At 62.4% G+C, this 24942-nt stretch carries 27 protein-coding genes and 1 tRNA gene; 10 read left to right on the top strand and 18 right to left on the bottom strand.

The features are described from left to right. Position 1: 1 nt before the first annotated feature. The 3 genes from C7K55_RS08265 to C7K55_RS08260 form a co-directional block, all read right to left on the bottom strand. Complete coding sequence (locus C7K55_RS08265) at positions 2-1309, bottom strand: hemolysin family protein (RefSeq protein ID WP_106632327.1); 1308 nt, start codon at positions 1307-1309, stop codon at positions 2-4. Between the two features lie 92 nt (positions 1310-1401). Next, positions 1402-1474, bottom strand: a tRNA-Ile gene (locus C7K55_RS13440). Between the two features lie 12 nt (positions 1475-1486). Then, a complete protein-coding gene (locus tag C7K55_RS08260; RefSeq protein ID WP_106632260.1) occupies positions 1487-1990 on the bottom strand; it encodes an Occludin/ELL family protein in 504 nt (167 codons plus the stop codon). 260 nt (positions 1991-2250) lie between these two features. On the opposite strand from C7K55_RS08260, the gene pyrE reads away from it, so the two are divergent. Both pyrE and ygfZ read left to right on the top strand, forming a co-directional pair. After that, on the top strand, positions 2251-2808 hold the full coding sequence (gene pyrE, locus C7K55_RS08255) for an orotate phosphoribosyltransferase (protein WP_241518274.1): 558 nt from the start codon (positions 2251-2253) through the stop codon (positions 2806-2808). After that, positions 2805-3746 (top strand): CAF17-like 4Fe-4S cluster assembly/insertion protein YgfZ, encoded by a 942-nt coding sequence (ygfZ, locus tag C7K55_RS08250; RefSeq protein WP_106632258.1) that lies wholly within the window; start codon positions 2805-2807, stop codon positions 3744-3746. The genes pyrE and ygfZ overlap by 4 nt, the downstream gene beginning before the upstream one ends. 32 nt (positions 3747-3778) lie before the next feature. Here ygfZ and C7K55_RS08245 read toward each other — a convergent pair whose 3' ends face one another. Next, entirely contained in the window at positions 3779-5209 is a 1431-nt protein-coding gene (locus C7K55_RS08245; RefSeq protein ID WP_241518265.1) for a TM0106 family RecB-like putative nuclease, read from the bottom strand. Between the two features lie 140 nt (positions 5210-5349). Here C7K55_RS08245 and C7K55_RS08240 point away from each other — a divergent pair, with 140 nt between their 5' ends. After that, positions 5350-6819, top strand: a complete 1470-nt coding sequence (locus C7K55_RS08240) for a phosphohexomutase domain-containing protein (protein ID WP_106632257.1) — start codon at positions 5350-5352, stop codon at positions 6817-6819. 19 nt (positions 6820-6838) lie between these two features. Further along, positions 6839-7432, top strand: coding sequence for an RdgB/HAM1 family non-canonical purine NTP pyrophosphatase (gene rdgB, locus C7K55_RS08235; protein WP_106632256.1), 594 nt, complete (start codon positions 6839-6841; stop codon positions 7430-7432). Here the strand turns inward: rdgB and C7K55_RS08230 are convergent, their stop codons facing one another. From C7K55_RS08230 to C7K55_RS08175, 12 genes are all read right to left on the bottom strand, one after another. Then, complete coding sequence (locus C7K55_RS08230) at positions 7433-8971, bottom strand: carotenoid oxygenase family protein (protein ID WP_106632255.1); 1539 nt, start codon at positions 8969-8971, stop codon at positions 7433-7435. After that, complete coding sequence (locus C7K55_RS08225) at positions 8968-10716, bottom strand: ABC transporter ATP-binding protein (protein ID WP_106632254.1); 1749 nt, start codon at positions 10714-10716, stop codon at positions 8968-8970. The genes C7K55_RS08230 and C7K55_RS08225 overlap by 4 nt, the downstream gene beginning before the upstream one ends. Continuing rightward, positions 10713-11846 carry a lipid-A-disaccharide synthase gene (lpxB, locus tag C7K55_RS08220; RefSeq protein ID WP_106632253.1) on the bottom strand — a complete coding sequence of 378 codons (1134 nt, stop codon included), beginning with the start codon at positions 11844-11846 and terminating at the stop codon, positions 10713-10715. Before lpxB ends, C7K55_RS08225 begins: the two co-directional genes overlap by 4 nt. Beyond that, the gene (lpxK, locus tag C7K55_RS08215; RefSeq protein WP_106632252.1) at positions 11839-12858 is read right to left on the bottom strand and encodes a tetraacyldisaccharide 4'-kinase; all 1020 of its coding nucleotides are present in this window, start codon (positions 12856-12858) and stop codon (positions 11839-11841) included. The genes lpxB and lpxK overlap by 8 nt, the downstream gene beginning before the upstream one ends. Positions 12859-12873: 15 nt before the next feature. Continuing rightward, positions 12874-14151 carry a 3-deoxy-D-manno-octulosonic acid transferase gene (locus tag C7K55_RS08210; protein ID WP_106632251.1) on the bottom strand — a complete coding sequence of 426 codons (1278 nt, stop codon included), beginning with the start codon at positions 14149-14151 and terminating at the stop codon, positions 12874-12876. Next, entirely contained in the window at positions 14142-14798 is a 657-nt protein-coding gene (locus C7K55_RS08205) for a lysophospholipid acyltransferase family protein (protein WP_161956150.1), read from the bottom strand. Before C7K55_RS08205 ends, C7K55_RS08210 begins: the two co-directional genes overlap by 10 nt. An 82-nt stretch (positions 14799-14880) precedes the next feature. After that, positions 14881-15081 carry a photosystem II reaction center protein J gene (locus C7K55_RS08200; protein ID WP_094559112.1) on the bottom strand — a complete coding sequence of 67 codons (201 nt, stop codon included), beginning with the start codon at positions 15079-15081 and terminating at the stop codon, positions 14881-14883. Between the two features lie 30 nt (positions 15082-15111). Continuing rightward, positions 15112-15231, bottom strand: a complete 120-nt coding sequence (locus tag C7K55_RS08195; protein WP_094559111.1) for a photosystem II reaction center protein PsbL — start codon at positions 15229-15231, stop codon at positions 15112-15114. Between the two features lie 21 nt (positions 15232-15252). After that, complete coding sequence (psbF, locus tag C7K55_RS08190) at positions 15253-15390, bottom strand: cytochrome b559 subunit beta (RefSeq protein ID WP_106632249.1); 138 nt, start codon at positions 15388-15390, stop codon at positions 15253-15255. A 3-nt stretch (positions 15391-15393) separates the two neighbouring features. Next, positions 15394-15642 carry a cytochrome b559 subunit alpha gene (gene psbE / locus C7K55_RS08185; RefSeq protein ID WP_106632248.1) on the bottom strand — a complete coding sequence of 83 codons (249 nt, stop codon included), beginning with the start codon at positions 15640-15642 and terminating at the stop codon, positions 15394-15396. Positions 15643-15752: 110 nt separating this feature from the next. After that, entirely contained in the window at positions 15753-16775 is a 1023-nt protein-coding gene (locus C7K55_RS08180) for a photosynthesis system II assembly factor Ycf48 (protein ID WP_193486237.1), read from the bottom strand. Then, positions 16775-17149, bottom strand: a complete 375-nt coding sequence (locus C7K55_RS08175) for a rubredoxin (RefSeq protein WP_241518273.1) — start codon at positions 17147-17149, stop codon at positions 16775-16777. The genes C7K55_RS08180 and C7K55_RS08175 overlap by 1 nt, the downstream gene beginning before the upstream one ends. A 149-nt stretch (positions 17150-17298) precedes the next feature. Here C7K55_RS08175 and ndhC point away from each other — a divergent pair, with 149 nt between their 5' ends. The 3 genes from ndhC to C7K55_RS08160 are packed head-to-tail and all read left to right on the top strand — an operon-like array spanning position 17299 to position 18984. Continuing rightward, the gene (gene ndhC, locus C7K55_RS08170) at positions 17299-17661 is read left to right on the top strand and encodes a photosynthetic/respiratory NAD(P)H-quinone oxidoreductase subunit C (protein ID WP_106632246.1); all 363 of its coding nucleotides are present in this window, start codon (positions 17299-17301) and stop codon (positions 17659-17661) included. A 4-nt stretch (positions 17662-17665) separates the two neighbouring features. Next, a complete protein-coding gene (locus tag C7K55_RS08165) occupies positions 17666-18388 on the top strand; it encodes an NADH dehydrogenase subunit K (protein WP_106632245.1) in 723 nt (240 codons plus the stop codon). A 20-nt stretch (positions 18389-18408) separates the two neighbouring features. After that, the gene (locus C7K55_RS08160) at positions 18409-18984 is read left to right on the top strand and encodes an NAD(P)H-quinone oxidoreductase subunit J (RefSeq protein WP_106632244.1); all 576 of its coding nucleotides are present in this window, start codon (positions 18409-18411) and stop codon (positions 18982-18984) included. Here C7K55_RS08160 and C7K55_RS08155 read toward each other — a convergent pair. Then, complete coding sequence (locus C7K55_RS08155) at positions 18981-20363, bottom strand: gluconeogenesis factor YvcK family protein (protein ID WP_241518272.1); 1383 nt, start codon at positions 20361-20363, stop codon at positions 18981-18983. The genes C7K55_RS08160 and C7K55_RS08155 overlap by 4 nt on opposite strands. Positions 20364-20536: 173 nt before the next feature. On the opposite strand from C7K55_RS08155, the gene C7K55_RS08150 reads away from it, so the two are divergent. Then, complete coding sequence (locus C7K55_RS08150) at positions 20537-21295, top strand: ABC transporter ATP-binding protein (protein WP_106632242.1); 759 nt, start codon at positions 20537-20539, stop codon at positions 21293-21295. Between the two features lie 4 nt (positions 21296-21299). Then, complete coding sequence (locus C7K55_RS08145) at positions 21300-22226, top strand: MlaD family protein (protein WP_106632241.1); 927 nt, start codon at positions 21300-21302, stop codon at positions 22224-22226. On the opposite strand, the gene bchD is transcribed toward C7K55_RS08145, so the two are convergent. Beyond that, entirely contained in the window at positions 22223-24322 is a 2100-nt protein-coding gene (gene bchD / locus C7K55_RS08140) for a magnesium chelatase ATPase subunit D (RefSeq protein ID WP_106632240.1), read from the bottom strand. The two genes, C7K55_RS08145 and bchD, sit on opposite strands and share 4 nt — an antisense overlap. A 23-nt stretch (positions 24323-24345) precedes the next feature. Between bchD and folK the strand changes: the two genes are divergently transcribed. Next, on the top strand, positions 24346-24930 hold the full coding sequence (gene folK / locus C7K55_RS08135) for a 2-amino-4-hydroxy-6-hydroxymethyldihydropteridine diphosphokinase (RefSeq protein ID WP_106632239.1): 585 nt from the start codon (positions 24346-24348) through the stop codon (positions 24928-24930). Positions 24931-24942 lie beyond the last annotated feature (12 nt).

Below are 24942 nucleotides of genomic sequence, written 5' to 3'. Positions count from 1 at the left end.
ATCAGCCGCCCTCGGTGCGCTCCGGTTCGACGACTGGACGCTCGATCTGTACTCGCTCAATGCGCGGGCCATCCATGGCCAGCACCCGAAATTGGTGGCCCTTCCAGCGCAAACCTTCACCTGCCGAGGGAATGTGCTGCAAGCGCTCAAGCAGGAAGCCAGCAAGCGTGTGATGACCTTCCGCCTCAGGCAACTGCAGCGCCAGCTGCCTGTTGAGTTCGAAGATTTCCAGGTCCCCTGCCACCGACCAGCAGCCTTCGCCGAGTTTCTGCAGATCCTGGGCCGCCTCAAGGGAATCTTCTTCCTCTCCGACAATCTCGCTGGTGAGGTCGGCCACAGTGACCAGCCCCTCCGTACCACCATGCTCATCAACCACCACCAGCAGGGGCTGACCACTGCGAATCAGGGGCAGGAGTTCCGCTAGGGAAGTGCTCTCCTGCACCAGCGCCACGGGGGTGATGTAGGGAGCAAGGGGAGTGTCGGCGCTGAGCATGCCCCTGGCAATGGGATCAGCAAGACGCCGCAGGTCCAGCACGCCGCGCACGTCATCGAGGGAGCTGCCGATCACCGGGAAGCGGGCGTGGGCGGTGTCATGGACCTCGCGCATCAGCTCGGCAAAACTCACATCCAGGGGCAGGGTGACCATGCCGGATCGGGGCACCATCACCTCCCGCACCAGGGTGTCCCTCAGCGAAAAGACTCCCTCCAAAATGTTGCGTTCGTCGGGCATCAGACCGGTGACATTGCCGGTTTCGATCAAGGTTTCAAGCTCGCCAGCCGACAGGGCAGGCACCAGCTCATCCCAGTTACGGGGTAAGCCGAGCAGGTGCAGCAGCACACCGCTGCAACGCTCAATCAGGGAAAGCAAGGGGGCCAGATTGCGACTCACCGCAGCCAGCAACGGCGCCAGTCGCAGAGCCGAGCTTTCGGGACGATGCAACACCCAGGCCTTGGGTAGTAAGCCGCCCAGCACGGTGGCAAGCAACACCAGTACAAGAAATAAACCGGCATCAAGCCAAACCTGGGGAATGGCTCCAGCACCACTTTTGGCGGCCATAGCTATGCCGAGCTGTTCAGCCAAGCCGCGACCGGCCCAGCCCAATGCCACCAAAGCGAGCGCAGTACCCAGCTGGGTAGCCACCAGCACTCGCCGGAGCCGATGCTGCAGCTTGGCAACGGCTTGGGCACCGGGCTCACCCGCCTCCTGCAGTTGCTGCACCCGGCTAGGCCGCAGGCGAATCAGGGCGAATTCCCCAGCGGCAAAAAAAGCCAGCAGAGCCAGCAAAATGGCCAGCGCCAGGACTTGAATCACAGGAAGCTCCGCCAGGAGAGCCAGCAGTGCTCTGACGATAGGGGTTGCTGGGCAATCAGACCGTAGGGGTTGATTGAACCAAGGTGAAATGGGGGTCCCGAGGATCGAACTCGGCTAAGGCGAATTATGAGTTCGCTGCATTCACCAGATTGCTAGACCCCCTCGCCAGCAGCGCTACCAGAGGCCGCGCACCGGAGCGCTGTAGCTGGCACCGCCATCCTGCCAGCCTGGGCCATCAGGCTGGGAGCCAGCGGATCCCAGGCTGCCGGAATAGCCGTTTGACACATCCCCCGTACGCCAGGGCATGGGATCACTCTGCTGCTGAAGTAACACTTGATAAGTATTTTCCACTGCCGTGCCATCCCAGATGATCGTTTGATCGGGGAAGCCGAAGCCCATCACCCTGGTGCCATCACCACCACCCATGGCGATGCCGAATAGATCGGTGATTTGATTGGTGAGGCTCACGCCGCGAGCAAAGGGTGCCGTGTAGCTGAAAAAGCGTTGCTCCATCAGCTGGGGCGTGGTCTGCACGACGCCACAGCGGGTAACTTCAACGGGTCCGGCAGCTCCCCCATTGAGTGCCTGCCCACTGCTGTTTGGGGCCTCCAAGGTCGTGGTGCAAACCACTGGGCCCGCCGCTGCAGGGCTCGAGACCAAGGCTCCTACCAGAGACATTGCGCCTACGGCCGAAGACCATGCGCCTACGGCCGAAGACCATGCGCCTACGGCCGAGGGCCATGCGCCTACTGCCGAGGAACATGCGCCTACGGCCAAACCCAAAGTGAACCTTAAGTTGGTGCCGTAAGCCATTGATCCCATCAGCCCAGGGCTGATCCTGTCGTGATGGTCGCAAACTAATCAACCAATCGCGAATGCACCAGATCTTGTCGACCGTTTCCCTGGCTGCCCCGTCATTCACTGCCAGCCCCGCAGAGATGCGCTTGGCCCTGCTTCCCCTGCTCGCCTCCCAGGCCTACCGCCACGGCAACTTCACCTTGGCCTCCGGGCGCAGCAGCCACCACTACGTCAATTGCAAGCCAGTCAGCCTCAGTGGTACCGGCTTGGCCCTGCTCGGCGCCCTAATGCTCGAGCAGGTGGAAGCGGAAGCGCGGGCGGTGGCCGGCCTCACCCTGGGGGCAGATCCCTTGGTGAGCGCAGTGGCAATGATGGCTGCCTTGGTGGGCCGGGAGCTCAATGCTCTGATCGTGCGCAAAGAGGCCAAGGGCCACGGCACCGGTGCCTGGCTGGAGGGGCCGCTGCCTGAACCGGGAAGCACCATCACCGTGCTTGAAGACGTAGTCACCACCGGCGGCTCTTCCCTAAAGGCCGTGCAGCAGCTGCGGGAGGCTGGCTACACAGTGAACCGGGTAGTGACAATCGTTGATCGCCAGGAGGGGGGGATCGAGGCGATGACGGCTGCCGGGCTCGAGCTGCGCAGCCTGTTTCTGCTGGACGAGGTGGCTGCCACCGCCGCGGACCTGGCCAACTCATGAGCTCCGATCCCTGGGGCTGGCAGCCCAGCGGCCCGTCTCGAACCGAACAAGCGGGCTACCTGATCCGCCTGGATGGCCCAGATTCGGGCAGATTTCTACACGGCCAAACCAGCTCGGCAATCGAAGGCCAGCAGCCCGGCAGCTGGATACCCAGCTGTTGCACCACAGCCACCGGTCGTCTGCGAGCCCTCGCTGAGGTGTTGGTGGATAGGGATGGGGCCTGGCTGCTGCTGCGCGGCGCTGATGGCACCGCCCTTTGGCAGGGCCTTGAGCGGGTGCTGTTTCCCGCCGATCGAGTGCAACTGGGTCCGGTAACTCCGGTGCGTTTGATCACTCCGCTTGGGGATGGCAGCGACGCCCTGCCCCAGGTTGCTGATAGGAGCTGGATTTCTCTAGAAGATGGCAGCGGTTGGTTGCTGGGCCGCCAGTTGGTCCTGCTGACAAACGCCGAGCTGCCCGCCTGGCTAGCCGATCGAGCGCCCCTGCCGGCCAGGGAGCAGCAGCGTTGGCGCATCCAGCAGGGGGTGCCGGCGGCCCCAGGTGAGATCAACGACGACACCAACCCCTTCGAAGTAGGGCTCGCCGACCGGGTGAGCCTCAGCAAGGGCTGCTACGTGGGCCAGGAAACCCTGGCCAAACTCGCCACCTACGACGGCGTTAAACAACAGCTGCGGCGCTGGTTCTGGCGCGGAACCCAGGAGCCTGGAGAGCCAGGCACAGTCTTGACGGGCGACGAGGCCAGCAGCCCCCGGGCGGGTCTGATCACCTCCAGCCTGGCCCTGGAAGATGGCCTCTGGATTGGCCTAGCCCTGGTGCGCCGCCAGTCGCTTCAACAAACCTGCCTGCGCGCCGGCCCCGATGCCGATGGCGCGCTGCTGGAGCTATCTCGCCCACCAGCCTGGGTTGATCCACCGGTCGGTGCCGGCCGTAAATCCTGAATCTTCAGTCCTGAATCTGAAGTCCTGAAGCGTTAGGGCTGAGCCAGTAGCCAGCGCACCACTGCCCAGGTGGCCAGGCTGTCATCGCGGTTGTAGAGAAATATCCGCTGCAACTGATAGCGACTGGCCTGGCCCCGGCTACCGCCTTGGCGGTGCCATTGACGCCACTGGCGCCACCAAAGCAGGCAGCGGGCCCCATCTACCCCTTTCTGGCTCCAGGCAAAGCCCAGCCAGCCGGCCACCGTCTTGAGCCCGTAGCTGCTCACCGGCAGGCGCCAGTGGCGCCGCAGCCGGGCGTGCACATCCACCATCCTGCCCCGCAACCGGGCTACCTCAGCCTCACTGGCACCCTGGCGCTGGGCCAGGCGCACCAGGCCAATCACCTCGGTTTCGCCGTAATGCAACACCGGCCAATCGGGATAGCGGGCGAGCAAACGCTGCAATCGCTGCCAGAGGCGCTGCTCACCATGCTCCTGCAAGGCCAGCAGGGGCTGGTAGCGGGCGGACTGCTCTAGCCAGCCCCCCGCCCCGTCGCTCTCCAGCACCACAAAGCCGTGCAGGAAATCATCGCGGGCATCCGGATCGGATTCGATGTCGTAGAGCAGCACACCAGGTGCTGCTGCCAACTCGGGCAAGACCGGCCCACAGCCAAGGCGCTGCGGCAGGCCAGAGGCCTGCACCCGGGCCTGGGCCACCAACTCAGCGGCAATCTCGCGGTGCTGCTCTCCATAGGCGGCCAGGGCCTCGGCCAACAGCTCTGGATCGCGGGCAGCCAGGTCCGGCAGGCTGGTGACCCCCTGCTCCAGCAACATCTCGCGGCGCTTACCGCCGATGCCACTCACCTCGCTGAGATGCCCCATGGCGGCGGCCTCCTTATCGCAGACGCCTCGCCAGCTGCACAGGGTGCACTTTTTGCGATCGCTCACCAAGGGCGGTGGCGTGGACTGGGCAAGATCAGCGGCGAGACGCTGCAGGCTCTCATCGAGCTGGTGCTGCAGGCCGCTAGCCAATGCCAGGCGCTCCCGCTGCAGGAACCTGCCTTCACCGGCCACCACCAGACCATGGGGCACTGGTGCCTGCTGGTGCTCCGCCAACAGGCGCCCCCAAAGCGCCAGCACCACCCGAGCTTCGCGGGTTAGACGTCGCCCCTGACGAGCCAATACCGGCCGGTATGCATAGGCGCCCCAACGGCTTTGGCCAGCGATGCGCTCCAGCAGGGAGGGATGGGATTCCAATCCCACTCCCTGGGGACCAGCCCCCCGCAGCCGCAAGCCCACCACCCCAGCCGCCCCTGCGGCGCAGGCCGCTTCGCCGTGGCCGGGCCGCTGGGGCAGCAGGGTCTGAAAGCTGCGCAGCTGGTCGCTCAAGGCCAGGGCCCGGTGGGCATTCCACTGCCGCTCGCTGGCAAGTCCAAAGCGATCCAGCCAGGCGCGGCGCCTGCATCGCAGCCAACTGCGCAGCAAGCGATCAGTGAGAGCCGGCTCGGGCCCTGAACATTCAATTTGGGGCCGGGAAGTCAATGCTGGCGTCCACAGACCCCGACGCTAGGGCTGGAGCGCCGCCGGCACCGCAGAATTGCTCCAGCTCGGCATGCCCACCCCCCATGGCCTCAGCCCCCCTGCCCCTGGAGGCCAGCCCGATCGCCTTCGGCACCGATGGCTGGCGCGGGATCCTCGGCGTGGACATCACCCTGGATCGACTTCTGCCGGTAGCTGCAGCTGCAGCCCGGGAGCTGGCCCACTACGCCCCCGAAGGCCTGAAAAGCCGGGAGGTGGTGATCGGCTACGACCGCCGTTTTCTGGCGCCCGAACTAGCTGAGGCGATCTGCAGCGCCGTTAGAGGTTGCGGCCTCGAGCCCCTGCTTTCGGCCACAGCCACACCCACCCCTGCCAGCAGCTGGGCCGTGGTGCAGCGCCAGGCCCTGGGCGCCCTGGTGATCACCGCCAGCCACAACCCGCCGGAGTGGCTCGGCTTAAAAATCAAGGGACCGTTCGGCGGCTCGGTGGAAGGTGACTTCACCCGCCGAGTTGAAACCCGCCTGGAAGCCGGTGGCATCACCGTGCCGATCCCGGGCGACCCCCAACGCTTCGATGCCCTCGGCACCTACGTGGCGGGCCTGCAGACCAAGGTGAACACTGCGGCCCTGGCGGCAGGCCTAGAGCGCCTGGGACTCACGGTGATTGTCGATCCAATGCACGGCTCAGCAGCCGGTGTGCTGCCGGCCCTGCTGGGCGATGGGGCCAGATCCAGTGGCGTCATCCGCGAAATTCGGGCAAACCGGGACCCCCTATTTGGCGGCAACCCTCCCGAGCCGCTGGCCCCTTACCTACAGGAATTGATCACGGCCGTAACCGCCAGCACCGCAGCTGGCCGGCCCGCCATGGGGATCGTGTTTGACGGCGACGGCGACCGCATCGCCGCCGTGGATGAGCGCGGCCGCTTCTGCAGCACCCAGCTGCTGATGCCCCTATTCATCGACCACCTGGCCCGGGCCCGCCAGCTGCCGGGCTGCGTAATCAAAACCGTAAGCGGCTCCGACCTGATGCAACTTGTGGCAGAAGGCCTGGAGCGCAGGGTGCTGGAAAAGCCCGTGGGCTTCAAATACATCGCGGCAGAGATGCTGAGCGGCGAGGTGCTGGTGGGCGGCGAGGAATCAGGCGGCGTGGGCTTCGGCATGCATCTGCCAGAGCGGGATGCTCCCTTTGCAGCCCTGCTGCTGATCGAAGCGCTGGTGGAGGGGGGCCTGCCCCTGGGGGAGCGAATCGATGCCCTGCAGCAGCGCTGCGGTGGTGCTGCCGCCTACGACCGACTCGACCTACGCCTGCCAGACATGGCAGCCCGCGAGCGCCTCGAAGCAAAGCTGGCCGCAGCACCGCCCAGCGAGGTGGCCGGCAGCCCCGTGCTGGAGGTAATCACCACCGATGGGGTGAAGCTGCGCCTGGGCCCCAGCCACTGGCTGATGCTGCGCTTCTCCGGCACCGAGCCGCTGCTGCGGCTCTACTGCGAAGCCCCCAGCGAAGCCCGGGTGGCTGAGGTGCTGGGCTGGGCCCGCGAGCTAGCGGAATCGGTCTGACGCCATGCACACAACAGATATGGACTGCTCACCCGTCACCAAGCTGGTGATCGCCAGCGGCAATGCCGGCAAGGTGCGCGAGTTCCAGCACCTGCTCGCCGGACTCAACCTTGCAATCGAGGCCCAGCCCGATGGCTTGGGGGTGGAGGAAACCGGCAGCACCTTTGCCGAGAACGCGCGCCTCAAGGCAGTGGCAGTGGCCAGCGCCACCGGTTGCTGGGCCCTGGCCGATGACTCAGGGCTGAGTGTGCATGCCTTAGGCGGCGCGCCAGGCGTGCACTCAGCCCGCTACGCAAGCAGCGACACAGACCGTATCGCCAGGCTGCTGCAAGAACTGGAGGGCGCTACCGACCGCAGCGCCGAGTTCAGCGCCGCCCTGGCGGTGGCCGATCCGAGCGGCAGCGTGCGGCTGGAGGTGGAGGGCCGCTGCGCCGGCCTGATCCTGCCAACACCGCGGGGTAGTGGGGGCTTCGGCTACGACCCCGTGTTTTTTGTGCCGCAGACGGGGCTCACCTACGCCGAGATGGACAAAGGCCTCAAAAGCGAGATCGGACACAGGGGCCGGGCTTTTGCCCAGCTGGAGCCCCAGTTGCGCTCCCTGCTGGGCAGCTGATCAGGCAGTCGCAGACCAACTGCCGTGCAGCCCATAGGGAATGGCGAGGGGAAGCTCGAGCACGGCTTGCTCAGTCATATCGGCAGCGTTGAGGATCACCAGATCCGTAGCGCAGCGAGCACCGTTCCAAACCGGCACCAACACCCAGCCACTGTCTTCTGCAGCAATGTCTTCTGCGGCCCCTTCTTCGGGTGAGTCATCAGTTAAGCGGGGCACCATCACCGGTTCGGTGACAAAACCGCGGGGGGCCGCACTCCACACCAGGCGTTCGCCGGTCTGCAAGTCGAGCTTCTCAATCGCCTGGAGCGGATCATTACCCCGCTCCCGCTGCGCTACCGCCATCCAGGCGAAGCGGGCGTTTAGGCCCTGCTTTGCCGGATTAACCATGGCGAACTCACAGCAGCGCTGCTCCAACCACTCGCTCCGCACCGTGCCACTGCTGGGGTCTATCCGGCAACGGCGCAACTGGCCCTCAGGTATCGAGTCGAAATCGATTTCGCGGTAATCAACCTCCGGGCCAATCGAAGGGAAATCGTCGTAGTAGATCGAATCCACCACCACCTCGCCGGTGGCCGGATCCTCAAAGGCATTGAGGTGGTGGAACACAAAGCCTTCAGGAGCAGGTAGCAGCAGGGGGCGGGCGCCGGCGTGATGTCCCGGCTGGCGAGGCACCAACCAAAACTGGCCGGCCTCACCGGGCTTGGAAGCCAGGCATTGGGCCGCCCCCTTCTGCCCGAGCACAAACGGCAGGGGGTTAAACGCCACAGCGTTCTGCAGAAACACAGCCCAGCTGGGTGTGATCGCAAAATCATGCAGGAAGGCAAAACCCTTAAAGCTGTGGCGACTGTCAGCCACCAGATCGCCGGCGCGCACACCATCTGGCTGGTCTGCGCTGGCAAATTCCATCAAGCGAACGGTGCTGGTGGGGCCCGCCTTGACACCGAAGGTGACCATGCGGGGCTCGCCGTGGTGACCTGGATCGAAGCGGGGGTGGGCACTGAAAGCTTCTCCTGGCTTGAGCAGACCCTCGAGCCGCGAGAGCCCCCTGGTCTCGAGGGTGCGGGGATCAAGGGCGTGGGGCTCGGCCGCTTCCCAGAGCGCCAGCAGCTGGTCACCCAGCTGCACCACATGGGTGTTGGCGATGTTCTTGAGGCGCAGATCAAAAGCATTGGCGAGGGGCCCTCCAGGCTTTTGGGTGCCGAAGACCCCCCGGTAAACGAAGCGACCGGCCTGCTCCTCAGCCAGCCAGCCCTCGGTGCGCACAAAGCGGTTGGTGAGTCGGGCTTGCCCCCCCTCAAACCGGAAGGCGCTGATCATGCCGTCGCCATCAAATGGGTGATGAACCCACTGGCCACCCCGCTCGAGCCGGCCTGGCCCATTGCGGAACAAAGTGCCCTTGAGCTCAGCCGGGATCGTGCCACGCACGGGCTCTAAGGGAACGTCGCTTAGTTCAACACCGACGTTGCGAAAGGCGCTGGACCAATCGTGACGCTCATAGGCGGGCTGAAAACCAGTGGGCTGAGAAGCGGCAACTGTCATCTTGGCGATCCCGCGTCAGCGTTTGCGAATTGTGTCGAAAATAGGTCGGCATAAGTGCCGCCGCGAGCTAGCAGGGTGGCGTGATTTCCCGACTCAACCACTCGACCACCCGCAATTACACAAATGCAGTCGGCATTAACCACAGTGGAGAGGCGATGGGCCACTACCAAGGTGGTGCGGTCAGCCATCAATCGGTCTAGGGCTTCTTGCACCACTTGCTCAGAGGCAGAGTCGAGGGCAGAGGTGGCCTCGTCCAGAAACAGCAAGGGCGCATCCTTAATTAATGCGCGCGCAATTGCAATCCGCTGACGCTGTCCGCCGGAGAGCATCGTGCCGTTTTCTCCAATAAGGGTGGCATAGCCCTCGGGCAGTTGAATAATGAAATCATGAGCATTCGCAGCCCTTGCAGCAGCCTCAATTTGGGACGAGGAAGCCGAAGACAAGCCATAGGCAATATTGTTAGCAACAGTGTCGTTAAAAAGGAATGTATTTTGATCAACAACTGAAATCAAGGAGCGCAGCGACGCCAGCGAAAGCTGGCGAATATCAATGCCATCAATTGATATAACCCCTGAGCTGGGGTCGTAAAAGCGACAAAATAAATCAATTATGGTACTTTTGCCGCCACCACTAGATCCAACCAATGCGACAGTGCTGCTGCAAGGCAGCTCTAAAGATAAGTCATCGATAACCAGATCATCGCCATAAGCAAAAGAGACATTCCTCGCCACAAGGCCTTCGGAAACGCTGTTTAAGGACTGGGGGCTGGAAGCCTCAGGAGGCTCAGGCTTAGTATCGAGAATATTGAATAAATCACTGGCGGCAGAAACCCCTTGCTGCAATGTTGAATTAGACTTAGCAATCCCCTTAAAGGGCGCATAGCACAGATAGAGAGATGTTAAAAATGCAAAAAAGTTACCAGTCGTACGCGTACCGGCAATTACGTTTTCACCACCGTATACCAAAACGGCACTAAAACCAATCGCACCTATTACTTCCATCAATGGCTGATTAGCAAGCTTGGCCCGAGTGGTCTTTAGGGCAGCCTTTAAAACCGATTGATTCTCTTGATCAAACCTCGACAACTCATAGGCCTGCATACCGAAGATCTTGACCACCCGCAAGCCGATTACCGACTCCTGGAGGAATGAAGCCAACTTGGCCAGACTCAGCTGCCCTTTACCAGAGTGACGCCTGACTTTTTTAGATGAGTTGAGAATCGGTAAAATCGCTACAGGGAAAAGGATGAAAGCGATCAAAGACAGCAGCCAATCTTGATAAAAGGCCACACAAACCAGAACCAGGAGAGTTAGGGAATCTTTAAATATAGATGAAAAACCATCAACAATTCCGCTCTTGACGAGTGACACATCAGTGAGCACTCGAGACACCAATACGGTGGAGGAATTGCGATCCACATAGGACTGGGGCAAATCTAATATTCGCTCAGCAAGCTGATGGCGCAAGTCAGCCGTGATTGACTGGCCCACAGTCTCAGTTAGATAGGCTCCTAAATATTGAGATGCCGCCCTAAGTACCATGACCACAAGTATGGCTACAGGCGCCAAATACAAGCGACTTCGATCACTCGAAGGCAAAATATCATCAAAAAGGTAGCGAATTACTAATGGCACGAAGCCGGTTGACGCACCATACAGAAAATTAAAGAATAGAGCCAGAGAAAAGCTCGGCCACAAATGGCGGCGGCCATAATAAGCCAGCCGTTGATAAATTTGTGCACTCATTTAAGCAAGCCTACTAATTCATCGGCCGCTCGCCTGGATGCGCCAGGTGGGCCCATGGTTGCCTGCAACTCCTGCACAGATTGATTAAACAAGGCCCGATTACGCTCAAGGCTGTGGAGGGATCTCACAATTTTGTCAGCCGTCACATGCCTCTGAACTAACTCGGGAAACAACTGTTTCCCGAGAATAACATTGGGTAGACCCATTGAGCGCTGGCCAATTACCAGCCTGGCAATCAAATAGGTAAGCCAGGAGAAGCGATAAAGAATCACATGGGGACAACCCAGCAAGGCCGCCTCGAGGGTGGCTGTGCCAGAGGCGATCACACCAGCATCGGCAGCATGCAGCAGGTTATGGGCGTCGCCATCAACCAGGGGAACCGGCAGTGCCTCTCCACCATTCGCCTGCTCCAAATAGGAGCGATCGATGGTGGGCGCCTTCAGTAAGACAACCTGCCAACCATCGAGTTTGAGCTGGTTGGCAGCTTTCAGCATGGCGGGCAACAGCATCCGCACCTCAGCCCTGCGGCTGCCAGGCATCAACACAAGCAAGGACTGCTCCAGAGATAACCCATGGCGAAGCCGCGTCTGCTCACGGGAGCAACTGACTTGGAGCTCATCCACTAGTGGATGGCCCACATAGCGAGCAAAGTCGCGGCCATGGGCATTAAAGATGGGCTCCTCAAACGGGAAAATTACCGCCAGGCGCTCAATTATTCGCTCCATCTTTTTGGCCCTTCCCTGGCCCCAGGCCCAAACCTGGGGCGCAATGTAGAAAAACACAGGAATGCCGCGCTTCTTAGCCTCCTTAGCCACAAACATATTGAAACCGGGATAGTCAACCAGCACCACCACATCCGGGCGATGGTTATCCATCTGATGCTTCAACAACTCCATCACGCGGTGGTGACGGCGAAGACTACCGATGATCTCCACCAAGCCAACCGCAGAAAGCACTCGCACGTCGGCCAGGATGTCGATTCCGCAGGCGCGCAGTTGGTCACCGCCCACCCCTGCTATCTCTACCCCCGGCACTTGGCGCTGCAGCTCGCGCACCAAGAAGCCGCCATGGAGATCTCCCGACGCCTCACCTGCCACAAACAAAACCCGCCGCCGTCCCAGATCAACCATGGAACCGAACTTTTGACAGAGCACAAAGACGCTGATCCAGCCAATTCAGTAAGGGAGCCAGACTGGCACTGTCCACCTGAAGCGGCACCAAGCTCACCACCTGGCGATAACGGTGGGGCAGGCGTTGACCATCCTTGACGGTGGTGACCAACCGTGCGCCATTGGCATGGGCCAAATCCAACAAACCCTTCAGGTCTGATTCAGCATAAACGTGGTGATCCGGGAAGGATTTCGTTGCCACCAGCTGGAGTCCGCAGGCCCGCAGAGCTGAAAAAAACTTCTCCGGCAAGCCGATACCGCAGAAGGCCACCAGACGCTCCTGCTGGAGTTGGGGCGGCGGCAGTAAACAGAAGCGCACGGCAAAGCGTGGCTTGTGGCTCGGCCAACCCACGGGAATAGGCGGCAACGGCTCAACAGGCTCTGCACCGGTGAACACAAGCCCATCGGCCCGGGCCAATTGATCCAGGGGCTCGCGTAGCGGGCCCGCCGGAAACACCAGACGGTTTCCCAGTCCGTGCTTTCGATCCAGCAGCGACAGGTCCAAATCACGGCCCAAACGCCAGTGCTGCAAACCATCGTCCAGCAAGATCACAGTGGCCCCAGCCGCCACTGCCAACGCCGCACTCTGGCAGCGGTTCGAGCCCACCCACACCCCACCCTCCCCGAGGCTTTGGGCGTACTCCAGGGCCTCATCCCCCACCTCCGCGCAGGAGCTGGTCGCAGAAACCAGGCACGAGTTTCGGCGCCGGGTGCCATAGCCACGCAGCAGCACCGCCACCCGCCAGCCGCGCTTCTCAAGGCCCTGGGCCAAGGCAATCCCCAGAGGGGTCTTGCCCGTCCCCCCCAGGGTGAGGTTGCCTATCGAGAGCACCGGCACCGAACAACGCCATGGGCGAGTACCGCGCCGGTGCAAAGTCACGGCGCAGCCATAAAGCCAGCCCAGTGGCCAGAGCAGCCAGGCCTGCCAGCCACGGCGGCGCTGATACCAAAAACGCGGCGTAGTTAATGGCATTAGATCATTGGCATCTCATAAGTTGCACCGCTTCAGCAGCAGTGAAGCAAGCAGCTGGGAGGGGCCGCGCAAGCGCAGGCCCTCCCCATGCCCCCGCGGCAATGGCTGAACCAGCTGGGGCAGGGCAGCCGCCAGCGTTGCTGCCACATCGGCGCACTGCTGGAGGCAGCCAGCCGCCACCAACGGCTCCAGCAGGTCAGAAAAGTTGGCCATATCGGGGCCGCAGAGCACGGGACGCCCCAGGGCCACGGGCTCCAGGGGGTTCTGGCCACCAAGGGCCCGGCCCTGCGAATAAAAACTACCCCCCATCACCACCACGGCCGCTGCGCTGATCCAGGTGCCCATCTCGCCAATTACATCAGCCACAAGCAGATCGGGGTTAGGAGCCAAGCCCCCGCCAGCCAGGTCACTCCAGAGCGCCGCCGACAGTCCCAGCTCCCGCGCCTGTGCAAGCACCTCCTGGGCCCGCTGGGGATGGCGCGGTGCCAACAGCAGTCCAAATGGGCGCTGCGTCAGCTTGTTTTCCACCCAGGCTTCAAGCCATTGCCGCTCTTCACTGGCATGGCTGCTGGCCAGCAGCAGCACCGACCTGCCGGCAAACACCTGCTGCACCAGCTCAAGATGAACGCTATTGACCGGCGGCGGATCGGCATCGAGCTTGGTGGAGCCCAGGGCGCGCACATCACGGGCCCCCAGACGCCGAAAACGCTCGGCATCGTCCTGGGACTGGGCCAGGCATACCTCCACCCGCGCCAGCAACCAGCCGGCATAAACAGGGAACCGCCGATGCCGCAGGTAGGAGCGTTGGCTCATGCGGGCATTGATCAAGTGCAGATGGGGCATCGCCTGCACCAGCTCAGGCCAGAGCTCCGCCTCCGCCAAAACCCCCAGACAGGGCCGCCAATAGCAACGAAAGGGCAACAGGGCCAGCCAATGATCTATCGGCACGTATTGGTGAATCGCAGCAGGCGGCAATACCCGGCCAGCCAGGGCGGCGGAGGTGCGTGTCACCGTTGTCACCAGCAGCACTGGCGCTCCAACAACCTGATCCAGCGCTCGCAACAGGGGCAACAGGCTGTTGAGTTCGCCCACGCTGGCGGCGTGAAACCACAGCAGCGGACCAGCTGGGCGGCGGCGGCTGGGCCAGCCCAGGCGCTCCCCCAGCCTGCGGGGATCCTCCTTGGCCTGGGCCAGGCGGACCAGTAACAAGACCAGCCAGAACGGGGTCAGGCCAAGGGAGAGCAGTCGATAGATCCCCAGCAGCAACCAGGCCTTAGCTCGCTTCACGGGCACTCACCAGCCAGGTCGGCCCCATGGCGCAATCGCTCCGCCAGCAGCTCCTGGCTATCCACCAAGCTGTTGTGCAGCCATAGCGGCTCGCCCAGCTGCACAACCACTCGCGACAGGGGCAAGGGCAACACCGACCGGTCCCAGGAGCGCAAGCGATAGCTGCGGGAGCAGGAAACAGAAACCGGCACAATCGAGCAGCCCGATTGCTGGGCAAGATGAATCACCCCACTTTTGACCAACTCAGCCGGACCCTTAGGCCCATCTGGGGTGATGCAAACAGGCTGGCATTGCTGCAGAGCCCGGCGCAGTGAGTGATAGGCCTGCAGGCCACCACGGGTGGAGGAACCCTCCACCACCTCCAAACCGCGTAAGCGCACTGCCACGGCAACGATCTGGGCATCCCGATGGCTACTGAGCAGCACTGCCACCCGGCGCCGATCAAAGCGACGCAATAGGGGTATAAAAAAAGCGTGACGATGCCAGAGGGCATAAATCACTGCGGTCCCCTGTTCCTGAACCAACCGATAGGTGTCGGGATGGGCCTGAATGCGGATCCGCGAGGTACGCACAAACAGCTCCCCGTAGCAATTGAGCGCAGCGCCGGCAAGGCTGGCCAGCAGTCGGTTATTGAGCAGGGTTCGTTTTTTCACCAAAACGACCCATCAAAAAACCCTACAGACCTGCCGAAAACGGCAATTCTGCAGGGAATCACGAATCAGATCGGAAGCCAACTCAGGCGGAACCAACGCCCACGTATGAGCCGTAGAAAAACAGCCCAACAACAAAAATTACCGCCATACCGCCGGCCGTTGCGACCAGCCACAGGGGCAAAACCCCTTCGGTCCAGCGAGAGCGCCAAGCAACTGCAGGACGACCATCGGGCAGACGATCTGGAATCCGGCCATCAGGCAGGTTGGACTTCTTGCCGCTCATCGGGAGCTCTCCGGGTTACGTGAAGAGGGGTCAGTTAAAGAAATAGCTTGAAAAAAGGATGCCGATCGTGAAAACGAACAACAAGCCCAAAAACAAGCTGGTGCGGTTTAGTTCAACCGGCAAATTATTGGGATTAGGAGAGCGTTGCATGGCTGACGAGCGATTACCGACTCAGCGGCGGACAAATTGCATAGCCGCAAGACATCCCAGGAAAAAGACCGTAGGAACGCCGAGGGCATGCACCGACAGCCACCGAACCGTGAAGATCGGATAGTTGCGGGGAGTGGTGGAAACAGGTGCTTGGGTCATGGCTTATTGCAAGCGCTGGTCAAGTTGGGTCTTGCCCTCGTAACGCCGACTCACCACTGGAGCCTTGCTCTCCTGAGCCTGAAAATAGGCGTCAGGGCGAGGGGTCCCAAAGGCGTCATAGGCCAAGCCCGTAGAAACGAACATAAAACCGGCCAAAAAGATGGCGGGCAGGGTAACCGCATGGATTACCCAGTAACGAATGCTCGTGATGATCTCGAAGAACGGGCGTTCTCCTGTCGAGCCGGCAGCCATAGCGACAAGCGTTCAGCTCAAAGATCCTAAGGGTGAGCCGGGGGAGGACGGGGCCGGAATGGCGCCTTGGTTACAGAAGTTGGCGACCGCAGCAGCTGGACGGGGTGGGATCAGCCCACCCAGCGCAGCAGGGATCCCCGTTCACCAAGCACGAAGCCCTTGCCATCTGACTTAAAGCTGATGCGGGTGAAGTTGGAGGGCTGCTGGGCGCCCACCGGATCTTTCTGCCAGCTTTTGCCACCATCGCTAGACATCAACAAAGTGCCGCTGCCGCCGCCGGTCCAGATCGAGCCATCAGGGGCCCAGGCCATGTCGAGATAACCGAAGCCATTCGTGATCGGCACCACCGCCTTGCCCCACTCCTCAACGTTGCTGGCATCTGGGTTGAAGCGGATCTGGGCTCCACGGGCCAACATCCAGAGGGAGCCGTCGGGCTGGAAGCCCATCGACTGGAGCCGCTGGCTGCTCATCCGTTGGTGGGGCTGCCAGGTGCCATCCCCTGGCTTCCAAGTGGAGAAGAAGTTGCCCAGGCCGCTGACGCTTACATAACGACCATCGCCAAAGCGGCGCAGCTCCCGCACGGCCCCGGCAGCGTCATCCACATCGGCTTGCCAATTGGTGCCGCCATCACGGGTTTGGTAGATCGCTCCCACATTGGTGGCCAGCTCGGCCTGATCTGGCCCCAAAGCCGTGATCAAGTACGGCTCACCTGGCAGCTTGGTATCCAGGAAAAGACGGCTCCAGTTTTGGCCGCCGTCCGTGGTGTGCAGCAACAAACCAGGCTGGCCGGCAATCCAGCCCTCATCGCCGCGGAAATCAAGGCTGATCAAACGGAAGTTTTCCTCTTCCGGCAGATCGAGGGCCCGCTCAGCCCAGCTGGCACCGCCATCGTTGGTTTCCAGTATCAACCTGTTGCTACCCACCAGGAAGCCGTGGCGGTCATCGGTAAAGGCCACATCCAGGGGATTGGCCTTTGTGGCCAAAGGCACGGCTTGCCAGGGGCTTGCGGCTGCCACAGGCAACCCGGTGGTGACACAGCCGGAGAGGCCAAAGCCCAGCCCAGCAACGAGCAGCAAGCTCACTAGGGGCCGCATTAGGGCCTGAAGCTTGCGGGACAGGGGAAGACTGGTCATCAGCGCAGGGAGTAGAGGGAGAGGAAGAAGGCAAAAGCCAAAGCGAAGCCCCCGAAGATCAAGACATTCTTCTGGCCTGGGGTGAGCTTGTTGACGCCCAACCCGAAGTTGAGGTTTTCTTCGAAGCCGCTGGGCTTGTTGCGGGGACCGATGTCCTTAAAGGCCCCCACCCGACTGCGGCAGACGGGGCAGCGGAAGCCGATCGGATCAAGCTGGCTAAAAGGCGTGCCGGGGGCAATGGCCAGCTTGCGCACCCCCTCATCCGGGTCGTAGACGAAACCGCAGCTGCGGCATTCAAATCGGTGCGTATCTGGATCCTCCACTGGATCAACTGACAGCGCCTCTTCCGCTTGGGGGCCCGGCTCGGCCTCCATGACCTCGCTGGGTTCGCTGGCTTCGGGCTGGGGCCCAGGCACTTGATCAGAACTCATCCCTGGGCCTCAGGTGGTTCAGTCACTTTATCGGTGCCACCCCAGGGCCCGGGCACAGATGCCAGACTGACTGGGAGGTTGGTATGGCTCGAATGTTCGTGCTCTCCGGCTACGACGCTTTTGTTGGCTTCCTGCTGATTTCAGCGGCGGTGCCAGTGCTGGCGTTGCTGGCCAACAAATTGCTGTCACCCCAGAGCCGCAAAGGCGAGCGCGAGCTCACCTACGAATCGGGTATGGAGCCGATTGGCGGCGCCTGGATTCAATTCAACATCCGCTACTACATGTTTGCCTTGGTCTTCGTCATCTTTGACGTTGAGACCGTCTTTCTCTACCCCTGGGCCGTGGCATTTCACCGCCTTGGCCTGCTGGCCTTTATCGAGGCCCTTATATTCATCGCCATCCTGGTAGTGGCTCTCGCATACGCCTGGCGCAAAGGCGCCCTTGAGTGGAGCTGAACCCATGACCAACACACCCTCAATAGAAGCTTTAAAGGATCTGCGGGCGGCTAGCTGCAACCCGGTTGGCACGCCAACGATCACCTCGGATCTCTCCGAAAATGTCATCCTCACCACCCTGGATGACATTCACAACTGGGCGCGCCTCTCGAGTCTCTGGCCCCTCCTTTACGGCACGGCTTGCTGCTTCATCGAATTTGCCGCCCTGATTGGCTCCCGCTTCGATTTCGACCGCTTTGGTCTAGTGCCCCGCTCCAGCCCACGCCAGGCCGACCTGCTGATCGTGGCCGGCACCGTGACCATGAAAATGGCCCCTGCCCTGGTGCGTCTCTATGAGCAGATGCCGGAGCCTAAATATGTGATCGCCATGGGCGCTTGCACCATCACCGGCGGCATGTTTTCCGCCGATTCCACTACCGCCGTGCGGGGCGTGGACAAGTTGATCCCCGTAGATCTCTACCTGCCCGGCTGCCCTCCTCGCCCGGAAGCAATCTTTGATGCGGTGATCAAACTGCGTAAAAAAGTGGGCAACGAAGCCTTGGTCGAGCGCGGCAATCTGCAGCAATCGCACCGCTATTGCACGGTCTCCCACCAGATGAAAGCGGTGGCCCCGATCGTGAATGGCCAATACCTAGCGGCCGAAACCCAAAGACAGGCCCTAGCCGCCGCCAGCTCCCTTCCCATGCCCGCACCAGCTGCGGCCATCCCTGCACCAGTCGAAGCCTGAGCACCTCCTCCACGCCCGCCATGCCTGACGCAATCCAAACCAACGCCGGCGACAACTCCAGCAGCACGGCGCTTGAAACCCCAGCTCCCGGCGCGGTTGGCAGCTGGCTTTCCAGCCAGGATTTTGATCATGTTGCGCTTGGCCGCGACCATCTCGGCATCGAAATGCTCGGCGTGGAAGCGGTGTTTCTGCCCGTAATCGCTACGGCCCTCAAAAGCCAAGGTTTCGATTACCTGCAATGCCAAGGGGGCTACGACGAAGGGGCAGGTGGCCGGTTGGTGAGCTTCTACCACCTGGTCAAGCTGGCAGCCCTTTCAGATCGCTGTACTGCTGGAGTGATGCCCCCAGGGGAAGCCCCTGAAGAAGTGCGCATCAAGGTATTTCTGGAGCGCGACGGCGATCTCACCATTCCCACTCTTTATGGCCTTTTCCGCGGTGCCGACTGGCAGGAGCGGGAAACCTTCGACATGTACGGCATTCAGTTTGCTGGCCACCCCCATCCCAAAAGGCTGTTGATGCCGGAAGACTGGAAGGGCTTTCCAATGCGCAAGGACTACGTGCAGCCCGATTTCTACGAAATGCAGGACGCCTACTAGGACGCGGAGCCGCTGCCCCGCTGGTGATTACGGTAAAAACGGATCACCGCTAGGGCGACGCTGCGGGGATCATGGCGCAACGTGGCCGTAGGCCTAGCTCCTTGGAGCGGTGCCAACATCACTTCGTAGCCCTGGCGGCGCAGCTGGCGCGTATCACAGGCCACGGGCTCGGCGCCCTGGTGCCGGTAATGGTCAATCAAGGCGGAATCGCCCAGATCTTCCTGGGCGAGCACGGCGGTGAATAGTCGCTCCTCCACCCCGAGGCTGGCCAATTGGGCCTCAAGGGCCCGCAAATGTCCCTCTACATCGAGCCCATCGGTTTCGCCCGGCTGGGTCATCAGGTTGCAGATGTAAAGGCGCGGTGCCTTGCTGCGACGGATGGCCTGCACCAGCTCGGGTACGAGCAGGTTGGGCAGCAGTGAGGTGTAGAGGCTGCCCGGGCCAAGCACAATCAAATCGGCATTTGCGATGGCCTCCAGGGCTCGGGGTAGGGCCGGCGGTCGCTCGGGCGTGCAGCCCAGCCGCACGATTGGGCTGGGGGCGTGGCCAATCTTCGACTCGCCTTCGATCCGTTCGCCGTTCTCAAGCTCAGCCCACAAACGCACGTCGGCGTTGGTGGCGGGAACCACCTGCCCCTGCACCGCCAACACCCTGCTGCTGGCGGTGATCGCCGATTCCAGATTGCCAGTGATCGCCGTGAGAGCTGAAAGGAATAAGTTGCCGAAGCTGTGGCCCTCCAGACCGCTGCCGGCCTTGAAGCGGTATTGGAACAACCGGGTCAGCAGGGGTTCCTCCCGAGCCAGGGCGGCCAGGCAGTTGCGGATGTCGCCGGGTGGTTGCACGCCCAGCTCCCGCCGCAGCACCCCGCTGCTGCCGCCGTCATCAGCAACCGTAACGATGGCCGTGAGATTGCTGCTGTAGCGCTTTAGTCCACTGAGCAGGGTGGACAGGCCGGTGCCGCCGCCAATGGCGACGATGCTTGGGCCGCGGTTGAGGCGCCCCTGAGCCAGCAGGGCATCCACTAACAATGTGTCCTTTTCCGGGGCCAAAGCCTGCTGAATGGAACCGAAACTGCGGCTCTGGCCCAGCCAGATCAGCACAGCCCCAACCAGCAACACCAACGGGCCCGTGAACTTGCGAGGCAACACCCCGGTGACCTGAGCCAGCAGCCATTGAATACTGGAGAGCATCCAGTAGATCGGCTGCAAATCGGCCCACACCGCCGCGCCGAGCAGGGCCACCAATAACCCCAACCCGGAGGTGAGCACCCAGCGCTTCACCACCAGACCTGGCTGCAACCAGCGGGCCGCTCGCCGGGAGCGACTCACCAGGTCCTTGCGGCGCAGATCTCCGCGGCCCAGCCAACCCGGTTTCGGCAGCGGTCGGCGGGAGCGCCGCAATCGAGAAACCGGAGCGGAGGAGCGCAAAGGGCGGGGGAGGACGCTGCCGCAATTGGGTGAACTTTAAGGAGTGCCATCGGCACCGCAAACAGCCAGGATGGAAACTTCTTCATAGGCTCCCTCTGGCTTCCTCAGCACCACCGCTGGCCGCAATGGAGAACCTCAGCGTTCGCTGGGGCAGCCGCTGCATCCTTAACCAGGTAAATCTGCAGATCGCCGCCGGCGAGCGCCTAGTGGTGGTTGGGCCTTCCGGAGCGGGCAAGTCAACCATCCTGCGTCTGCTGGCAGGACTGCAGCTGCCCAGCAGCGGCAGCTTGAGTCTCCATGGCATCCCTCAGACCTATTTGCGCCTAGATCAGCGTCAGCCTCAGGACGTACGACTGGTGTTTCAGAACCCGGCACTACTTGGCTCCCTAACCGTGCGTGAAAACGTCGGCTTCCTGCTCTATCGCCACGGCCGGCTAGCTGAACGAGAGATACGGGAGCGAGTGGGCGCAGCACTTCATGCGGTGGGGCTGCAAGGCATCGAGGAGCAAATGCCTGCGGAGCTCAGCGGCGGCATGCAGAAGCGGGTCAGCTTTGCCCGGGCCCTAATCGACGACCCGGCCAAGCCAAATGAACAGATGCCCCTGCTGCTGTTCGACGAACCCACGGCCGGCCTGGATCCGATTGCCTGTACCCGAATCGAAGATCTAATCGTGCGCACCACGGAAGTAGCTCGGGCCACCTCTGTGGTGGTGAGCCATGTGCACAGCACCATCGAACGCTCTGCGGAACGGGTTGTGCTGCTGTACGACGGCCAATTCCGCTGGAGCGGCACGGTTGAGGAATACCGCAGCTGCAGCGATCCCTACGTGGTGCAGTTCAGGAGCGGTAGTCTGCGCGGACCGATGCAACCTGCGGAGCTCTGAATCCATGCGCCGCAGCATCCGCGAAGCAGTTGTCGGCTTCTCCCTGTTAGCCGCTATCGGCAGTGCCGTAGGTCTCTCCTTCTGGTTGCGCGGCATCTCCCTAAGCAGGCAAAACTGGAGCGTCAAAGCCAGCTTCGCCGAAGCATCTGGCCTGGCAGAGCGCTCACCTGTGACCTACAGAGGAGTTTTAGTTGGCAGCGTGCGGCGCGTAACCGTGACACCCGAGGCGGTGGTTGCTGAACTGGAAATCAACCATGCCGATCTGAATCTGGCTCGGCCTACAAGGGCGGAGATCGGCGAAGCCTCCTTACTAGGTGGTGAAGCCGAAGTTGCTCTGATCAGCAGCGGCCCGCCCTTGCCGCCAGGCTCTGCCAACCCTCGCTCCAAGGCCTGCAACACGACCGTAGCCATTTGCAATGGCTCCTCCATCGAGGGAATCCAGGGACCAAGTCTGACCAGCGTGACCACGCTGATGCACAAGATGCTGGTTGAAACAGACCAGATGAAACTGCTGAGCAAAGTCTCAACCGCGGCCAGCAGCTTCGATCGCACCGCCAAGGACACTTCCAACTTCATGAAGGAAGGCCAGTCCCTGGCCAAGGAGCTCGAATCGACGGTGAAAGCGGCCCAGCCCACGATCACCAATCTCAACAGCAGCAGTGACCACCTGCGCCGGATTATCGCCGCCCTAGACAATCCCCAGACCCTGAAGGAGCTGAAGGCCACCGTCAGCAATGCCGAGCAGCTCACCGCCAAATGGAATTCAGTTGGGGGCGATGTGACCAAACTCACCGACGATCCCCGCTTCATGGACGGCATCCGCAGCGTGGCCGTGGGCTTGGGCAAATTCTTCGATGAGCTGTACCCGGCCCAGACCGACGTCGCCCGGGACAAGGCCGCCCGAGAGAAGGCCGCGCAGACAAAGCCCTAAATCCCGTTGATCGCCTCCATGGCGATGGCAGCGATGGCCTGATCGCTGGCCTTGGGTAGTTGCACGTACTTGCCGCCGGCCGCCTCGGCCAGGTCCTTGCCCATGCCGCTGCCGATGAACTTGCGCTCGGTATCGATCACCAGCAGCTTGATGCCTAGGGCCCGGTACTTGCTGGCCACCTGCTTCACCTCCTCCTTGAGGTCCACCGGCTCCTCGCCCTCCAGCTGGGGTTGACCCAGGGAGCGGCTGAGGGGCACGTTGCCGCGGCCATCGGTGATCGCTACCACCACCACCTGGCCCAGATCGCCCGTGGCCAGAGCGTTGGCCCCCACCCGGGCGGCCTGGGAGAGCCCGTGGGCCAGGGGTGAGCCGCCGCCGCAGGGCATCGCCTCCAGACGCCGGCGCGCAGCGGTGATCGAGCGGGTGGGGGGCAGCAGCACCTCGGCCTGCTCGCCGCGGAAGGGAATCAGGGCCACTTCGTCGCGATTTTCGTAGGCCTCGGTGAGCAAGCGAATCACGGCCCCTTTAGCGCTCTGCATGCGATTGAGAGCCATCGAGCCGCTGGCATCCACCAGGAAGATCACCAGGGCACCGGCCTTGCGCTGCAGCTGTTTGGCGCGCAGGTCACCGTCTTCAACGATCACCTTGCGATGGGGCTGCCGCTCACGGCGAGATTTCTGATAGGGGGCGGCCGCCCGCAGGGTGGCATCGACAGCGATGCGCTTCACCGGGCCGCGGGGCAGCATCGGCTTCACATAGCGGCCGCGGGAATCGCTGAACACCACCGCCCGGCTGCCACTGCCGCCCGTTTTGGCCTTGGCCGAGGCGAACAGCAGCAGATCCGGATCGATGGCGATGGCCTCCGGATCCAGCAAAAATTCCTCAGGCACCTGGGGCGGCGCCTGATCTTCAGGACTGTCGTCTTGGGATTCGTCTTCTTCAGGTTCGTCGTCCTGGTCGTCTGGTTCGTCAGGCTCCTGCTCTTTCTCAGGCTGGTCGGGATCCTCAGGCGGCTGCTCCCCCTGGGGCGGTGGTGGTGGTGGCGGCGGTTCAAGGGGCTGGTCGGGATCGGGGGGCGGCATTTGCATGGCACGAGGTGCAATCACCAGGCGAACTGCTACTTGAAGGTCGTCGGCCTCGACTCGATCTCTGCCGCTGAGGGCTGCATGGGCCCGGGCCACCCGCACGGCATAGAGCTCGCTGCGATGGCCCTCGACCCCACCCCGCAAAGCCTCATTCACCAGATAAACGATCTGCTCGCGGGCAATCTGCACATCCGGAAGCCACTGCCGCGCCAGCAGCAGCTGGGTGGCCAAGGCATCGGTTTCCTCCTGCCAGCGTGCACCGAAGTCGGTGCTGGATTCGGCCTGATCCATCGCCGCGCGGGTGATTTCCACCCGCTGCTCAAGCGCCAGCACCTGATTGGCACTTAGGCAGATGGCGAAGCGATCGAGCAGGTGATCGCGCACCGGCCCCTCCTCAGGATTGAAGGTGGCGATCAGCAGGCAGCGACAAGGGTGGCTCAGGCTGAGGCCCTCCCGCTCGATCCGGTTTTCGCCGCTGCCCACCGCCGCCAACAACAGGTTTGTGACGTTGTCGTCAAGCAGGTTGAGCTCGTCGACATAGAGCACGCCCCGATGGGCTTCAGCCAGCAGCCCTGGCTGAAAGACAGCCTGGCCACTGGTCAGCGAAGCCGTCACATCGACCGACCCCACCAGCCTGTCTTCGGTGATGCCCAACGGCACCTGCACAAAGGGCGCCGGCACCACTGCGGTGGGCAACAGGGCGCTGCTAGCAACTCCCGTGGGATCGGCACCCAATTCGGTAAGCCGAATGCAGGTTGCCTCGTCCCAGTCATCGGGCCTCTGGGGATCGATGTTGAAGGCCTGGCCGCCCACATCGAGCACGTCGATCGGCGGCAGCAGGGCATGCAGACCGCGAGCCAACACCGACTTGCCGGTGCCACGACCACCGGCGATCACCACCCCGCCCAGGCCTGGATCGACCGCGGCGAGCAGCAGGGCCAACTTGAGGGTGCCGTGGCCGGTAATGGCGGCGAGGGGAAAGGCCCTACTGGCAACTCCGCTTGCAACCATGGGAGGGCTAAGACCCGATTCACGTGCCAGCCAGTCTCGCTGATCAGCCCAGAGGCAGTGAAGCGGCAACCCTGGCCATCGCCCTAGGCGCCAACCTGCCCAGCCGCTGCGGTGGCCCGATCGCCACCCTGATCGCCGTGCGCCCCCTGCTCGAAGCAAGCCTGCGCCAGTGGGGCCAGTGCCTCAGCTCGGGACCTACCGGCTTCCGCTGGTCTCCTCTGTTTGAGACCGAACCCGTAGGCGGCCCCCCAGGCCAGCCGCCTTATATCAATGCGGTCCTAGTGGTGGACGGCCTGGTGGCAGGGCTGGGAGCAGATAGGGCAAGGACAGCAGCCGGTGAAGCTCTACTGGAGCAATTGCAAGCGCTGGAGCATGACTTCGGCCGGGAGCGTCAGGCGCGCTGGGCCCCCCGCAGCATCGACCTCGACCTGCTCTGGTGGGGGGATCTGAGCTGCCACACCCCCCGCCTCCAGTTGCCCCACCCGCTTTGGCGGCAGCGAGACTTTGTGCTGGCGCCGCTGGCTGCCCTGACAGGCCTGGCCCCAGAAGCTGGCTGCGCGGTGATAGCGCTAGCTGGCAGACCCGGCTGGCCCGAGCAGCTGGGGTAACCCTGCGCGATG

The sequence above is a fragment of the Cyanobium usitatum str. Tous genome (genome assembly GCF_003011885.1).
Classification (GTDB): domain Bacteria; phylum Cyanobacteriota; class Cyanobacteriia; order PCC-6307; family Cyanobiaceae; genus Cyanobium_A; species Cyanobium_A usitatum.
The sequence above is the reverse complement of the archived record's forward strand: the minus strand, read 5'-3'. Positions and strand labels throughout refer to the sequence as shown.